Origin of the sequence: Providencia sp. 2.29 (assembly GCF_015832305.1) — a bacterium.
GTDB classification, from domain to species: Bacteria; Pseudomonadota; Gammaproteobacteria; order Enterobacterales; family Enterobacteriaceae; genus Providencia; species Providencia stuartii.
Map to the genome: position 1 here is coordinate 2,709,078 of NZ_CP065420.1, position 15,885 is coordinate 2,724,962.

Annotated in this window: 15 protein-coding genes; 6 read left to right on the forward strand and 9 right to left on the reverse strand. The window is 41.1% G+C overall.

The window, feature by feature from the left end; all coding sequences use genetic code 11:
- Positions 1-7: 7 nt before the first annotated feature.
- The 6 genes from I3B46_RS12470 to I3B46_RS12495 all read left to right on the forward strand — a co-directional run bounded on the left by I3B46_RS12470 (position 8) and on the right by I3B46_RS12495 (position 6,644).
- Positions 8-1,057 (forward strand): hemin-degrading factor, encoded by a 1,050-nt coding sequence (locus I3B46_RS12470; protein ID WP_004919129.1) that lies wholly within the window; start codon positions 8-10, stop codon positions 1,055-1,057.
- A gap of 17 nt (positions 1,058-1,074) precedes the next feature.
- Complete coding sequence (locus tag I3B46_RS12475; protein ID WP_004919127.1) at positions 1,075-1,896, forward strand: heme/hemin ABC transporter substrate-binding protein; 822 nt, start codon at positions 1,075-1,077, stop codon at positions 1,894-1,896.
- The gene (locus I3B46_RS12480) at positions 1,893-2,894 is read left to right on the forward strand and encodes a FecCD family ABC transporter permease (protein WP_040133063.1); all 1,002 of its coding nucleotides are present in this window, start codon (positions 1,893-1,895) and stop codon (positions 2,892-2,894) included. Before I3B46_RS12475 ends, I3B46_RS12480 begins: the two co-directional genes overlap by 4 nt.
- Positions 2,895-2,899: 5 nt before the next feature.
- Positions 2,900-3,685, forward strand: a complete 786-nt coding sequence (locus I3B46_RS12485; RefSeq protein WP_004919124.1) for a heme ABC transporter ATP-binding protein — start codon at positions 2,900-2,902, stop codon at positions 3,683-3,685.
- Between the two features lie 651 nt (positions 3,686-4,336).
- Positions 4,337-4,708: a helix-turn-helix domain-containing protein gene (locus I3B46_RS12490; protein WP_014658208.1), complete on the forward strand. Its 372-nt coding sequence runs from the start codon at positions 4,337-4,339 to the stop codon at positions 4,706-4,708.
- Positions 4,709-5,105: 397 nt separating this feature from the next.
- Positions 5,106-6,644 carry a sulfatase-like hydrolase/transferase gene (locus I3B46_RS12495; RefSeq protein WP_104873419.1) on the forward strand — a complete coding sequence of 513 codons (1,539 nt, stop codon included), beginning with the start codon at positions 5,106-5,108 and terminating at the stop codon, positions 6,642-6,644.
- 77 nt (positions 6,645-6,721) lie between these two features.
- Here I3B46_RS12495 and I3B46_RS12500 read toward each other — a convergent pair whose 3' ends face one another.
- The 9 genes from I3B46_RS12500 to arnB form a co-directional block, all read right to left on the reverse strand.
- Entirely contained in the window at positions 6,722-7,738 is a 1,017-nt protein-coding gene (locus I3B46_RS12500; RefSeq protein ID WP_061064120.1) for a lipoate--protein ligase, read from the reverse strand.
- A 75-nt stretch (positions 7,739-7,813) separates the two neighbouring features.
- Positions 7,814-8,302, reverse strand: a complete 489-nt coding sequence (locus I3B46_RS12505; protein WP_014658203.1) for a C40 family peptidase — start codon at positions 8,300-8,302, stop codon at positions 7,814-7,816.
- A 90-nt stretch (positions 8,303-8,392) separates the two neighbouring features.
- Positions 8,393-8,794: a 4-amino-4-deoxy-L-arabinose-phosphoundecaprenol flippase subunit ArnF gene (gene arnF / locus I3B46_RS12510; RefSeq protein WP_004919107.1), complete on the reverse strand. Its 402-nt coding sequence runs from the start codon at positions 8,792-8,794 to the stop codon at positions 8,393-8,395.
- Positions 8,791-9,138, reverse strand: a complete 348-nt coding sequence (arnE, locus tag I3B46_RS12515) for a 4-amino-4-deoxy-L-arabinose-phosphoundecaprenol flippase subunit ArnE (RefSeq protein WP_004919105.1) — start codon at positions 9,136-9,138, stop codon at positions 8,791-8,793. Before arnE ends, arnF begins: the two co-directional genes overlap by 4 nt.
- The gene (arnT, locus tag I3B46_RS12520; RefSeq protein WP_072502212.1) at positions 9,135-10,793 is read right to left on the reverse strand and encodes a lipid IV(A) 4-amino-4-deoxy-L-arabinosyltransferase; all 1,659 of its coding nucleotides are present in this window, start codon (positions 10,791-10,793) and stop codon (positions 9,135-9,137) included. The genes arnE and arnT overlap by 4 nt, the downstream gene beginning before the upstream one ends.
- 7 nt (positions 10,794-10,800) lie before the next feature.
- Positions 10,801-11,694, reverse strand: coding sequence for a 4-deoxy-4-formamido-L-arabinose-phosphoundecaprenol deformylase (gene arnD / locus I3B46_RS12525; protein WP_004919102.1), 894 nt, complete (start codon positions 11,692-11,694; stop codon positions 10,801-10,803).
- Positions 11,694-13,676, reverse strand: a complete 1,983-nt coding sequence (gene arnA, locus I3B46_RS12530; RefSeq protein WP_004919101.1) for a bifunctional UDP-4-amino-4-deoxy-L-arabinose formyltransferase/UDP-glucuronic acid oxidase ArnA — start codon at positions 13,674-13,676, stop codon at positions 11,694-11,696. The genes arnD and arnA overlap by 1 nt, the downstream gene beginning before the upstream one ends.
- The gene (gene arnC, locus I3B46_RS12535) at positions 13,676-14,668 is read right to left on the reverse strand and encodes an undecaprenyl-phosphate 4-deoxy-4-formamido-L-arabinose transferase (RefSeq protein WP_004919099.1); all 993 of its coding nucleotides are present in this window, start codon (positions 14,666-14,668) and stop codon (positions 13,676-13,678) included. Before arnC ends, arnA begins: the two co-directional genes overlap by 1 nt.
- Positions 14,668-15,813, reverse strand: coding sequence for a UDP-4-amino-4-deoxy-L-arabinose aminotransferase (gene arnB / locus I3B46_RS12540; RefSeq protein WP_104873418.1), 1,146 nt, complete (start codon positions 15,811-15,813; stop codon positions 14,668-14,670). The genes arnC and arnB overlap by 1 nt, the downstream gene beginning before the upstream one ends.
- Positions 15,814-15,885 lie beyond the last annotated feature (72 nt).

Sequence of the window (15,885 nt, forward strand, 5' to 3'; positions counted from 1 at the left end):
ATACACTGTGAGTTCAACACTTTTCGAGCGTTACCAACAAGCAAAAGCAGAAAACAAAGCAAAATACGCTCGTGATCTGGCTGCCTACCTTAATGTTTCAGAAGGTGAACTATTGCATTGTCGTGTAGGTCATGACAAAGCACAAAGACTGAATGTTGATGCCCCAACACTGCTGAAAGCGCTAGCATCTGTCGGTAAAGTTAAGGCCATCACCCGCAATGAGTATGTTGTTCATGAGCAAGTTGGTCGCTATGACAATGCAAAATTTAGCGACCATGCAGGGTTAATTTTAAATCCACGCGCCTTAGACTTACGCATGTTCTTCTCTCATTGGGATGCCATTTTCACGCTGACTGAAGATTCAAAAAATGGTGAACGCCATAGTATTCAATTTTTCGATAAACAAGGCGATGCGCTGCATAAAGTCTATACTACAGATGAGACTGATATGGCGGCATGGAACTCTCTCATTGCACAATATGCAACGTCAGACAATCCACCTCTTGCTATTGAAGCTGCTGTGCCATTCTCTGAGCAGCCAATCAGTGATGAATTGAAACAGCAGCTAGAACAAGAGTGGCGCAACATGACCGATGTCCACCAGTTCTTTATTTTATTGAAAAAAAATAATCTTAGTCGCCAACAAGTCTTCCGTGCCGTTAGTGATGATTTAGCATGGCAAGTTCCTGTTGATTCATTCAATCAATTAGTCAATACCGCGTTTAATGACCAAAATGAAATCATGATTTTTGTTGGTAATCGTGGCTGCGTGCAGATTTTTACTGGTCAATTAAAACGCCTTATGCCATACCAAGCAGAAGGTTCGGACATTAAATGGCTCAACATTTTTAATCCAGACTTTACGTTGCATATGATTGAAAACGGCGTTTCAGAGTGTTGGGTAACACGTAAACCTACTCAAGATGGTTTCGTAACAAGCCTTGAAGTCTTCGATAAAGACGGTAATCAAATCGTACAAATGTACGGGCAACGTACTGAAGGTACTCCAGAGCAAGAACAATGGCGTAATCAGGTTATGGCGCTACCGCACATTTAATCGTTAGGTAAATAAAAATGAAACAATGGCTTCTAATTGCAGTGACATTAATCATGAGCTTTTCCGCTCAATCAGCCGAACGGATCATCACGTTAGGTGGTGATGTTACGGAGATTGTTTTTGAACTTGATGCAGGCGCTCAAGTGGTTGCTCGAGATAGCACCAGCCTTCATCCTGCTCAAGCTGTTAAGCTACCCGATGTCGGTTATATGCGAATGCTCAACGCTGAAGGTGTGCTTTCTATGCGCCCAACGCTTGTGCTTGCCAGTGAACTAGCAAAACCCTCAATGGCACTTTCCCAGATAGAAAAAAGTGGTGTAAAAGTCATCAAGGTGACTGGTAAGCCTGCATTAGAAGCCATTCCAGAAAAAATTACAACGGTGGCTAATGCTGTCGGTAAAACAGAACAAGGTAAACGGTTAGTTGAGCAATTTAATCAACAGATTGCCAAAGTAAATACCTCACCCATAGATAAAAAAATTCTGTTTATCATGAGTCATGGTGGCGTAATGCCGCTTGCTGCGGGGCAGCAAACCGCTGCGGATAGTCTTATCAAAGCGGCGGGAGCTAAAAACGCCATGAACGGGTTTAATAGTTACCGCCCATTATCACAAGAAGGTGTGATTGCAAGTCAACCTGATTTGATTATCGTCACCCATGAAGGCATCAAATCATTAGGTGGTGAAGATAAAGTCTGGAAATTGCCAGGCCTGGCAATGACACCTGCCGCAAAAAATAAGGCACTAATCGTTGTTGATGATATGGGAATGCTTGGATTTAGCCTTGGTACCCCTAAAGTCATGCAACAGATACGCGAGGCATTAGAGAAGTTTCAATGAGTCGAATTAAATACCCTCTGTTCGCTATCATTGCGTTATTGTTCGTTTTGATGGCGATTGCCTTACTTGCCTCCAACGCTGGCGCAATGAATGTATCGTTTAAAACTCTGTGGCAGACGCCTGCCACAGACCCTCTTTGGCAGATCTGGCTCAATATCCGGCTACCACGTATTTTGCTAGCGATTTTAGTCGGTCTTGCTCTTGCTGTTTCAGGTGCCATCATGCAGGGGTTATTTCGTAACCCGCTTGCTGATCCCAGCTTATTAGGGATCAGCAGTGGCGCTGCCTTATGTGTCGCTGCATTTATTGTATTCTCTTTTTCATTACCTACCGCCCTACTTAACTATGGGCATATTGGCGCCGCTTTCGTCGGCAGCCTTATTGTTTCAATTATTATTTTTAGCTTAAATCGCTACTCAAATGGGAATTTAGCACGCTTACTTCTCGCTGGGATTGCGATCAATGCCTTGTGTATGTCATTCATCGGCGTACTAAGCTATATCAGCGATGACCAACAGCTGCGTACTTTTAGCTTATGGATGATGGGAACACTTGCGAATGTCGACTGGACTTCCTTAACGATTGCCGCCAGTGTTATCTTACCGACCTGCTTTGTCTGCCTTTGGCAAGGTAATAAGCTTAATCTACTGCAACTAGGTGATGAAGACGCTCACTATCTCGGATTAAATGTGGAGCGAACAAAATTTATTTTACTATTCCTTAGCGCCTTACTGGTAGGTTGTGCTGTTGCAATGAGTGGCGTGATTGGTTTCGTCGGCCTCGTGGTGCCCCATTTAATCCGTATGACGCTAGGCCCTGATCACCGCTGGCTAATACCTGGCTCTGCGATTGTTGGAGCGACCTTACTTTTAATTGCCGATACCATTGCTCGAACTGCGGTTTCTCCTGCTGAAATTCCTGTTGGATTACTAACAGGACTCATTGGCGGGCCTTACTTTTTATGGCTAATTTTACGTCAACCAGCAGGGAGAGTTTAAACATCATGAATACACAAACTCTACTTGAAGCACGTAACCTCAGTTTTCACGTTGCCGATAAGGTATTAATAAAAGATATCAGTTTATCCATACAGCAACATGAAATGGTCGTCATTATTGGTCCAAACGGTGCAGGAAAATCCAGTTTATTAAAACTACTGACTGGTTTTCACTCTCCCACTCACGGGGAGTGTCTGTTAGAAGGTTTAGATTTACGCAAATGGCAACATAATGCATTGGCAAAAAAACGTGCGGTGATGAAGCAACAAAGTAGCTTATCATTTGCCTTTACTGTTGAAGATGTCGTGGCGATGGGGCGTAGCCCGTATGGCGCTGAGCATAAGCAACAAGCCATTGAAGAGGCGTTAGCACAAACAGATTGTTTGGAATTACGCCAACGCGATTTCCGTCAGCTTTCTGGTGGTGAACAACAACGCGTTCAGTTAGCACGAGTACTTGCTCAAGTCTGGCAACCCAACCATAGCCCTGCTTGTCTTTTTCTTGATGAACCAACTTCAGCTCTTGATCTTTACCACCAACAACATAGCCTACGGTTATTACACCAATTAACACGTGAGCGGCCTTTTGGCGTGTGTTGCGTCTTACACGATCTTAACCTTACCTCCCTGTATGCTGATCGCGTGTACTTAATTCACCAAGGCCAACTTGCGGCGGCAGGTACGCCTGAAGAAGTTCTGACGACAGAAAATCTAACTCGTTGGTATAAAGCAGATTTAGATGTGATCTCACATCCTGAAACAGCCACCCCACACATCTACTTGCGTCGTTAGTCACCTATTAGGTTTCTTGGGTCTTCTCAAGAAACCTAATAGTCTTCCCTTTGCATAATTTCATCTCCAGCTAACCTCTTTGCCAAAACAGGACATGAATGCCACGCCATGTATTTCTTGCTTATACCATGTTGAGTCAAGTGATTTTTTTAAATTGTTAAAGATACGTTAAGTAAATTGACTTATTTGATAGTTCAACTAAAGTTAAACAGTCAACCATTAGCATCAAAAATCACAGATTATTGAGCATTAACCCCCGTCACTATTACCTCGGTATTTCCTAAGTATTGATGGTAAAAATCAGCACACCTGTCACAACTTAAGTTAAATTAATTTTTCAATATTTTACTTGGTTAATAATTTCGAATACATCCAACAAAAAAATTGAACTTGATATATCCGACTGCTTTTTTGATATATCAACCCCTACCATTTACACTCAGCTATTTGATTTTAATAGACAAATAACATACACTCTTGTATGTATAAATTTGAATTATTAATAAAATCTATCGTATCAATAACTATTCTCATTAAAAAAAAGCACGTTATGCCTATCGATATATCGGAAAAATGGGAAGAATAGACAGTAATTTCTTTAGTTATTATTAGTTATTAATGAACAATAACCCATAGAAGTGGGAGGTAAATATGTCTGAGAGTGTAGTCAACGATATTGTTAAATGGCTGGAAAGTCAGTTACAGCGCAATGAAGGCATCAAAATCGACACAATTGCCGATAAAAGTGGTTATTCAAAGTGGCATTTACAGCGTGTTTTCAAAGAAATGAAAGGTTGCACGCTTGGCGAATACGTTCGTAAACGCCGTTTATTAGAAGCTGCTAAATCATTACGCAATGGTAACCTGCCAATTTTAGATATCGCTCTGCAATATGGTTTTAGCTCACAAGCTACTTTTACACGTATCTTTAAAAAACACTTTGACATTACCCCAGCAAAATTTCGTCAAAGTGGTCAGTTGCCTGAATGTAAAACATTTATGTCTTGCAACTGCAACAACTAAATAAATTTCAGTTGTATAGTTGAGTATTAATAGTCCCCTTAATTATTTTTTCATTCCCTAAACATTGAAGTCTATGTCCGAGCCGGTAAATACCGGCTCTTTTTTTGAAATTTGCCCATATCGCTAACAAGTTTATCCTCAATACCGCCTTATATAGCAACAAAAGAAAGCTATCTTCTCTTAAAAGATCATTTCAGAACGGATAATAGAGTGATGTCATGCCTTTAAAGCACACACGTCCAATGTGTATTTTTTTGACATTTATTGAAAAAAAACATAATCTGCGGCAACTCATTTATGAGTGTTATAGTTAAATTATTATTAATATTATTTTCTTATTGTTATAAAGGCTGTTTTTGTGGGACATTCCAGATTATTTGCATGGTATAAAAATAGAATGCAAAATAAAATCTTAAAAATAAAACACTATTTTGTATACATTATACCACTCATCATTCTTATCGTTTCATCAAAATTAATGTTGAAAGGTTCTGGGTATGCTCATCCAACTCCGAGAGACATTACGCTCGTCTGTGCTCTTTATATTATCCTTTACGCTTCAAAAAAAGCTTATTATTGGATAGGTGTACCAATAGCAATATTGTATGCTATTTATACGCCTATTGGACTGACCTTTGATAAACCAACCTACCAATATTTTGCTTCGGTTATTGCAACTGATGCTATTGAGGGCATTGAGTTTTTCACACAAATTCCATTTACTCATTATCTTTATGCCGTCCTCATTATTGTTGGAATATTCGCCTTCCAAAAATTATGTACAAAATTAAATATTAATTATTATCGAAACAAAACACTGATGATCATTCTGGTGATAATTGCCTTGATTAATCAATCGCCATTTGATTATTTCTACAATATTTATGAATCCATATCTAAGGTTAAGGGTGAGGTTAGCGCACTACATGATTTTACCAAATCCAGCGAATGGGGAAAATCAACGTTAAATAACAACAGCCGTTATGATGACTATGTATTAGTGATCGGAGAGAGTGTTCGCCGTGATTATATGGGTGTCTATGGATACCCTATAAATAACACCCCCTTCTTAAGCCGCGTGAACAGTACCATTATTGATGGGTTAAACAGTGCTGGAAATAACACTATTGGCTCATTAAGATTAATGTTAACACAGTCAGATAAAGAAAAATTAGAACCTAATTATGGCTTAAATCTAGTTGGACTCGCCAAATCAGCCGGTTTCAAAACATACTGGATATCGAATCAAGGTTATATCGGTAAACACGACACTCCAATTACCTTTATAGCAAAGCATGCTGATGTGAAAAAATTCAATAAACTCGGCGCCTTCAATTCTAATGATGAAAGTGATTTTTCCCTTATTCCTATCTTTCAAAAAGAATTAAATGCCCCTATCCAAAAGAAACAGAAAAGATTATTTATTATACATCTTTATGGTTCACACCCGAACCCATGCGGTAGAATTCAGGATTATGAAAATCATTTTATTACCCAAGATAGGCAATATCATAATATCTCCTGCTATGTTGCAAGCATTAATAAAACAGATGAGATCCTTGAGTCAATTTATTCATTGTTAGAGACGCAATACCAACAAAAAGAACGTAAATTCTCAATGATTTACTTTGCTGATCATGGTCTTTCCCATCAAGAAGAGGGAGACCAAATAAAGCTCCTACACGGAAAAACAAAATATGCGTATCGTGTTCCATTAATCCAGCTCTCTTCCGATCACCAATCAACTCAATATATTGTTGCTAACAAATCTGGGATGATGTTTATTGATGGTATTGCTAATTGGTTAGGCGTTTCTAATCCGCTTCTAAATGAAAATTATCATTTATTTAATTCAGAAAATTATATAGAAGATTTTGGTTTGAGTGAAAAAATAGAGGACAAACCGGATGACGCTATTAATATTCATGGTAAATAACGCTTAATGTTACCTACCCCTTACCTATTTTTATTTCGGGTTAGGTAACATTTAAGCAGCATAGAAACAAAGCGTATTTAGCTTAACTCATGCACTAGCCAGCTTTCAAGATCAGATAACTGTTCGGTTAATTCAGGCCATATTTGATGCATTTCTAATATTAATTTACGAATGGTTTCTGTTTGGTAAACTTGATCGGTAAGTTTCTGGCTTAACCATTCTAATGGGGATGGGTCAAGACTGTCCGTAAAAAATTGGCAACGTTTAATAACCCCTTTTTCGATATCAAAATGAAATTCGATACCTCCCCATGGGAAACGTGTATCACTGTAATGGGTAAAAGCAGGTGCTTGACCGAAATTCCATTCCCAACTACTTTGCTTCGCAAAAGTTTCACGAAAATGCGGTAAGTCCGGTAATTTCTCAGGTGAGATAAATTCAGCCTCAACGGTTTCACCATAATAATCGAAAAAGCTTTTTACGATACCCTCGCACACTTTTTCATGACTGATATCTGATACCAGTTCACATAAATTCGTGACTCTTGAGCGAACTGAAGTGATCCCTTTAGCCTGTAATTTTTTAGGGTCAGGGTTTAGATAATCTGCAAGCCGATTTAAATCAGAATTGATAAGTAAAGTACCATGATGGAATCCTCTGTCACGGGTTTCTCGGTAAGCAGATCCTGATATTTTCCTTGGCCCATCATCGGTGTGTAATACCAAATCATTGCGACCAGAAACCTCAGCATTGATCCCCACCCTTGCTAAGCCATCCACAATAATTTTTGTCGAAATACTTTTATCATATTCTGGTTTGCCCGCCATGAAGGTAAAACACGTATTGCCGAGATCTTGAAAAACGGCACCGCCCCCGCTACTACGGCGAGCTAAGCGTACATTATCCTCTTCCATACGACGCGTATTACACTCTTTCCATGGGTTCTGTGCTCGCCCAATAACGACCGTGTCAGCGTTACGCCATAAAAACATAACACGTTGATCGGCGGGCATTTGACGAAAAATCGTCTCTTCAACCGCAAGGTTAAACCAAGGGTCGAAAGATTCTGAAATCAGTAAACGTAAGCGAGACATTAAGCTATCCTAGAAACAAAAGTTGCAACTAAGATAGCATAATTGAAGACAAAAATGAGGGGATCACACGGGAAATCAGATACGCCGCGCTTGCCAAAACACTTTTCGCCAATACACATTATCCATTGACGAACGGATCACACCCTTACTGGTCGATGCATGAATAAAGGTATTATCTGTATCATAAATTCCGACATGTAAACCATTTTCACCGGACCCCGTTTTAAAGAAGACGAGATCACCCGGCATCAGATCGGATTTATCAATACGCGTTCCCAATCGTGTTTGATCTATCGTTGTACGCGGCAATTGGATAGCAAAACGGTCGCTAAATGTACGGTAAACAAACCCAGAGCAATCAATACCGCTTTGACTCATCCCACCATAATTATATGGCGTACCATACCATTGCTCTAACTGTTCTTTAAGTTGTGCAATGGTCATTATAGGGTCAGATAATTGCGTTTTTAGTGGCGGTGGTGGCGTTCTTTTTACCGACGTGGAAGAGCAGCCAATCAACACTAATGAAAGCAATAATGGTAGGTGTTGCCATTTTATTATCATGTTGCACCCTTAAATAAACAATCGACACGCTTAATTTATTATCATAGTTGCTCAAATATGAAAAATAAATTATCACGCAACCAAATTATTCTACTTTTGAGATTGTCCTTTTGTTGGACGGCTAATTAACCAAACACCAAGGATAATAAATGCAACGCCCCCTGCTTTTAGCCAAGTCGCGGGTTCATGATACCAAGGTAAAATAACCGCTAATAGATAAACAAATACATAGCTTAAACTAATCAGCGGATAGGCTTTATTAAGCGGGATGGATTTTAGTGCAAACAACCAACATAACATTGATAAGGCATAGCAGACTAACCCCACAAACACTATGCTAAGATTTGCCAGATTTGCGAGTAGCCATTCAGATTGTAACCAATGCCATCCTAATGTAAACGAAGGCAACCCCACTACACCTGCTTTTAAGCTTAATTGTGCAATGGTGACTAATAGCGCACTTCCTATTACCCAAAAATAGCCTTTGTTCATCCGCTTATACTCATCAAGAAAATACCAAACATAATTGCCGCCACACCTAGCCAATGATTAAGCCCTGTCTGCTCATGGTAGACAAACTGACCAATCAAAGTAACCAACACAAAATTAATACTAAGCATTGGATACGCAATGCTAAGCGGCATGCTTTCGAGCAATTTAAGCCAAAACAGCATGCCTAACCCAAGCATTAGCAATGCCAGCACCAGCCAACGAATGGCTGATGCCGTTTTATTATGTTTATCACCCTGCCAGCATACCACCGCTTGCTTTTGCGCTATTTGCCCAAGGCAAGTGAGTACACTAACTAAAAGCAGTAATAATAATTGAGCAATCATTGTTTGTGATACACCACTATCGCAATTCGCGAATTACTGATCACCTCATCTGGCTTAGGAATATCCGGTAATCCTTCTTTACGTCCAAGTAAGAAAACCACTGTCACTTGGCCTTCTTGGCGAGCTTTTGCCAACCAAGCCGCAAATTGATCAGGCTTCACTAAACGGTGTTGGCTATCCGGGTATTCCAAACCATAAGTCAGCTCACCGCTGCTATTATACAGGTAGATATTAGCGTTTTTCGTTTCCCACGCTAACCCGGCTGCAATGCCCACATTACTCGCCATAAGATATTTGCTATCCATCAACAAGTCATGGTTTTGGTGGATAAAGCTCTGTGGCAATTTGGAATTTATCGTGTTATTTGGCAATGCACTACCGATACACAGGCTCACCGCCAACGAGCAAGAGGCGGCCCATAGCCAATATTTGGCATTTAACACGGTACATAGGTAACCGATGATACCCCAAATCGAAAAAGCAACGATACCAAGCACCATTTTTGACCATTCGTCGGCTTCGTATAACGGGCGCTTAATCACCGTACTGACAACAATGACAGCGATTACGGCGAGCACCCCAATCGCAACGTTGATCATGCCATTGGCCTTTAATGCTTTCATCTTCCCACTGCGTACACAATCCACCCCATATTTAGCCATGAGCAGTGCTAGTGGAGCCATAAATGGCAGCATATATGTTGGCAATTTGCCGCGTGAAATGCTGAAGAAGATCACAGGCACAATAAACCAACAGAGCAAGAAAAACATATCTGGACTTGATTTGCGCTCTCTCCAACCTTTCAGCAAAGAGCCAGGTAATAACCCAACCCAAGGTATACTGCCTAATAAAATAATCGGAATGTAATACCAAAAAGGAGCAATGTGTTGCGCATCATCGGCGGTAAAACGTTTAATGTGCTCTATCCAGAAGAAATAATTCCAATAGTCAGGCTCCTGTTTAGCGATGGCTAGCGCCCAAGGTAAACTAATGATAACCGCTGATATAATCGCCAATGGCCCATACTTCACCATCTCAAGAAAGCGCTTTTGGTAGATTGTGATAGGCAACATTACAATCACAGGAATGGCAAGCGCAAGGAACCCTTTAGTCATAAAGGCCATCCCACACGCTAAACCAAGACATATCCATGCAGCAAGTTTTTCTTTTATGCCACGCGCCTTCATCGCCCATAGGCAACAATACATACTGGCTGCTATCCAGAGTGATAGCATAGGGTCAAGTACACTATAGGTGCCGACAGCAAATACCAAGAACATCGACACATAAATAAAACTTGCGACATAAGCGACATGGTTGTTACGCCACATCATTTTTGCCATTCGGTAAACAAGTAATGCACTGAGCAAAATACAAAATACCGAACCAAAACGAACTGCAAAGTTAGTATCGCCAAAAATCATTTGGCTAATATTGTTGATCCAATAGCCTGCTACTGGCTTTTCAAAATAGCGTATATCCAGCATATATGGCACGATCCAATCACCGCGTTGTAACATTTCACGGCTGATTTCTGCATATCGTGTTTCGTCAGGTTGCCAGAGTAAACGGCTATTTAACGGTAGCAGATAAGTTAAGATAAAAAAAAGAGCCAGCAGAGAGGCTCCTACTTTGCTCGCTCGATTATTCAACATGCTTATACTATCCCTCTTCTTGGCAGCCAAGCCAACCCTCACGCCCTGGGAATGGCGCTCTCACGACTTTCCCTTTAGGTAAAGTGCTAATGTCTTCTGGCAGCAAATCACTCAATGTACAGAATTGGATTTCTTCTTGGGCAATTCGTTCCAATAATTGTGAAAATTGTTCTGATTTAGACATACCTTCAACTTCAGTATGAATGGTGTAAACGGGGACACCTTGATCCTCTTTTATCGCTTGAAGGATAAAATCATTAAAATTTTCATCACTGACAACGGTGCCAACGACTTCATCATAAGTCGGTAATGTGACAGGAATTTGTACCGTGCCTATTGAACCATCACGTAAAATGGGTCTAAATGGATACTTACCGCGACAATCGCTGTTGTAATTAAAACCAAACTTTTGTTTAACCTCAAGCACACGTTCATCGCCTCGCCAGCCAGCAACCGCCGAACACGTAACAGGCTGACCGATGGCTTGCTGCAAAGCATCAACCCCCAATTTAACCTGCTCCGTTAATTGGGCTTCGCTCCATTTAGCCACTTTGGCTTGCCAACCTTGGTGATCCCAAGCATGCAACCCTACTTCATGACCTGCATCTAGCGTTTGTTTCATCAAATAGCCTAAATCTTTGGCTATTTTTTTACCTGGCCACGCTGTACCCGCCAATAAAATATCTAGCCCATATAGGGAGGCGGCATTTGACCTCAGCATTTTCCACAGGAATTTAGGACGCAAAAGGCGCCATAAATGGCGCCCCATGTTATCGGGTCCTACACTGAAGAAAAAGCTGGCCTGAATGTCATGCTGTTTCAGCACGTTGAGTAGTTGTGGTACACCTTCTAATGTGCCTCGATAGGTATCCACATCAATTCTCAAGCCAACTTTTTTCATTAGTTCTTACCTAATTCTTCTACCGCACCTTGCAAGAAGAAATCCAGTGTCTCTTCAATAGTATCTTTCATATCGATTGTTGGAACCCAATCAAGCAGACGACGTGCATTTTCCACGCTTGGTTTACGGTGTTCAACATCTTGATAACCTTTACCATAGTAGCTGCTACTTTCGATTTCACGGAAACCTGCAAACGGAGGGAAATGGCCGCGTAGAGGGTGTTTTTCGAAACTTTCAAGTAACATTTCAGCTAATTGGCGAATGCTTGCTTCGTTTGTTGGGTTACCGATATTGATGATCTGACCGTCGCATTTGCCGTCTTTGTTTTCAATAATACGGAACAGTGCTTCGATACCATCTTTAATATCAGTGAAACAGCGTTTTTGCTCACCACCATCAACCAATTTAATTGGCGAACCTTCAACTAAATTCAAGATTAACTGAGTGATCGCACGAGAGCTACCAATACGTGCTGAGTTCAAGCTATCCAAACGTGGCCCCATCCAGTTAAACGGACGGAATAACGTAAATTTCAAGCCTTCTTTCGCGCCATATGCCCAAATTACTCGGTCTAACAGCTGTTTAGACACAGAGTAGATCCAGCGCTGTTTATTGATAGGACCAACAATCAAACGTGACTCATCTTCATCAAACTCTTTATCATCACACATACCATAAACTTCAGAAGTCGATGGGAAGATAATACGTTTGTTATATTTCACGCAGTAACGCACGATTTTCAGGTTTTCTTCAAAGTCTAATTCAAAGACACGCAGTGGGTTACGGGTATATTCGATTGGTGTTGCAATCGCCACCAATGGCAGAATAACGTCACATTTCTTAATGTGGTATTCGATCCATTCGGTATGAATACTGACGTCACCTTCGATAAAGTGGAAACGTGGGTTACCAATAAAGCGGTCAATCGCCGATGAGCTGATATCCATACCATAGATATCATAATTATCATCTTGCAATAAACGCTCTGTTAAATGGTTACCGATAAAACCGTTAACACCTAAGATCAGAACACGCTTACGACGTTTAATTTGTGCAGTCGGTTTTGGCCCTACACGAACATCAGTCACGATACCCATTTCATTTGCTAGACGGTTGCCTTGCATATATAAACCGGAGTCACCCTGACCACTAACAACTTCAATAGCCCCTTCGCCACAAGCAATACGCAGAGGGTCACTTGATAATACTGTACCCGCGCGTTTACCTTGATTATCATCGAGCACACGTGCACGCCAAATTACCATTTTACGCTCACCTAAATAGGTAAATGCGCCTGGGTATGGCTCAGTAACAGCACGAATTAAGCAATCAATTTCTTTTGCAGAACGGTTCCAGTCGATCAAGCCATCTTGAGCGGTACGACGACCGAAATAGCTTGCTTGGCTCTCATCTTGCGCCACTGTTTTATAGCTACCCGCTTCAATCAATGGCAGTGTTTTATCTAACAGTACTTCAGCCGCTTCACGAACTTTTGCGTGTAACGTTAATGCAGTATCAGTATCGGTGATTGTGACTTTTTCTTGTGCAACAATGTCACCAGCGTCGGCTTTAGTGACCATTTTGTGCAACGTCACGCCTGTTTCTTTCTCGCCGTTCAGCAATGCCCAGTTAATTGGCGCACGACCGCGGTATTTAGGCAGTAAAGAGCCATGCAGGTTAAATGCACCTTTAGGGGCCAATGCCAGCAATTCTTCACTGAGCATATCGCGGTAATAGAATGAGAAAATTACATCAGGTTTTAATTCGCGAATACGTTCAATCCATAGCGGATGGTTTACGTTTTCTGGCGCGTAAACAGGAAGTTCCATGTCCGCGCTGACACGCGCTACTGAAGAGAAAAAGTGGTTTTCGTTAGGATCATCAGTATGAGTAAATACTGCTTGAATATCGAAACCTGCTTTTTTTAGCGCTTTCAGCCCTACACAGCCAATATCATGATAGGCAAAAACAATAGCTTTCATTAGTTTTCTTCCTGGTTTTTGTCAGTCTTAGCCTTAGCACCGACGACTTTTTGAATAAAATAACGGGGTCTCGCGCGCACATCATTATAAATCCTGCCGATATATTCACCAAGCAAGCCCATAGCAACAAATTGTGCACCGATAAACATAAAGAGTATTGCAAACAGTGTGAATACGCCGTCAGCGGCCCATGTTGCACCAAAGAGCAAACGTAATACGATTAACAACACTGCGAGCAAGAAACCGCCTGCTGCAATAATACTCCCAACAACACTTAACAAACGCAAAGGTGCTGTTGTTAAACACGTCAACAGGTCATACATTAAATTAATCAGCTTCATAAAGCTGTATTTAGAATCGCCAAACTCACGTTCAGCATGCGCTACATCAATTTCAATGGTTCTACGTGCAAACGTGTTGGCTAAAATTGGAATAAATGTACTTCTTTCATGGCATTGTAACATCGCATCAATAATATGACGGCGATAAGCACGCAACATACAACCATAATCGCCCATAGAGCGACCGGTCGCTTTTGTGATCATCGCATTAATCATTTTAGATGCCGTTTTACGGAACCAAGAATCTTGACGGTTAGCACGACGCGTGCCAACAACATCATAGCCTTGTGCCGCCGTTTGCACTAAGCGAGGGATCTCTTCTGGAGGGTTTTGTAAATCAGCATCCAGTGTAATCACCAAATCACCATCCGCTTGATTGAAACCAGCCATAATTGCAGAATGCTGCCCATAATTACGATTCAAAATAATCGCGATAACATGGTTATCAGGATTTTCTGCTGCCTCAGTCAACATTTTAGCGGAACGGTCACTACTCCCATCATCCACTAAAATCAACTCATACTCTTGCGTAAGTTGTTTACACGCTTTAATTGTACGCTCAAGTAACTGAGGTAGGCTTTGCTCTTCATTATAAACAGGGATTACAACAGAGACTTTTTTTATCTCTTCAAATTCATCTACAAATGACACTATTTTGACTCCAAAAGGATTTCATTTATCGCTTTAACAACCCGATCAACATCTGCATCAGACATATCAGGGAAGAGAGGCAGGGAACAAAGGGTCGCGGTGTTCCATTCTGACTCTACGAGTGAGAGCTCTGGGTATTTCTCACGGTAATATTTCTGTGTATGTGCGGCACGGAAATGTAAACCTGTACCGATATCATACGCTTTTAGTTTTTCCATAAAGCTATCACGATCAATACCGCATACACTTTTATCGACACGCACCATAAATAAGTGGTTAGCATGCAAATGTGAATATTCAGGAACTGAAAGCATTTGTAATGGGGAGTCTTTCAGTGCGGCACGATAACGCGCTACCAATTGTGCACGACGTTGATTCATTTCTTCAACACGAGACAACTGAACAACAGCAATCGCTGCATGAATATCAGATAAATTATATTTTAAACCAGGTTCAACCACTTCTGCTTGTGGTTTTCGACCTTGCATTTGTCTATCAAAGGCGTCAACCCCGAGACCATGGAATTTTAAGGTACGAACGCGCTGTGCTAATTCATCATTATCAGTGACGACTAATCCACCTTCCGCACACGTCACATTTTTAATTGCATGAAAAGAGAAAATAGCGGTTCCCTGCTGACCAATCCATTCTTCTTTATAGCGCGTTCCCACCGCATGAGCCGCATCTTCAATCAACGCCACTCCCGCTTTTTGCGCGATAGCACGCAAAGCGTCAAGATCACAAGGAGCACCTGCGTAATGTACAGGAATTATCGCTTTCGTTTTCGCAGTAAGCGCTTTTTCTACCGCATCGGGTTGTACCATTAATGTATCACGGTCGACATCAATCATAACGGGTGTCGCGCCTAATAACTCAATCATATTAATGGTGGATACCCATGTCTGCGACGGGGTGATCACCTCATCGCCTGGGCCGATACCCAATGCCATTAAAACAACATGCATACCCGCAGTGGCTGAACTTAGCGCTATTGCATGCTTACAACCATAACGTTCACAAAAATCTTGTTCCAACTGATGGTTCTGAGGCCCTGTCGTAATCCAGCCTGAACGTAGAACTTTCTCTACTGCCTTAACCTCTTCGTCACCGATTGCCGGTTTTGAAAACGGAAGGAAATTGCTCATATAATCTGTAGCCTAATTTTTTATTAAGAAGAGAGTATTCTAGTTAAAGTTACTTTAACCGAACATCAACAC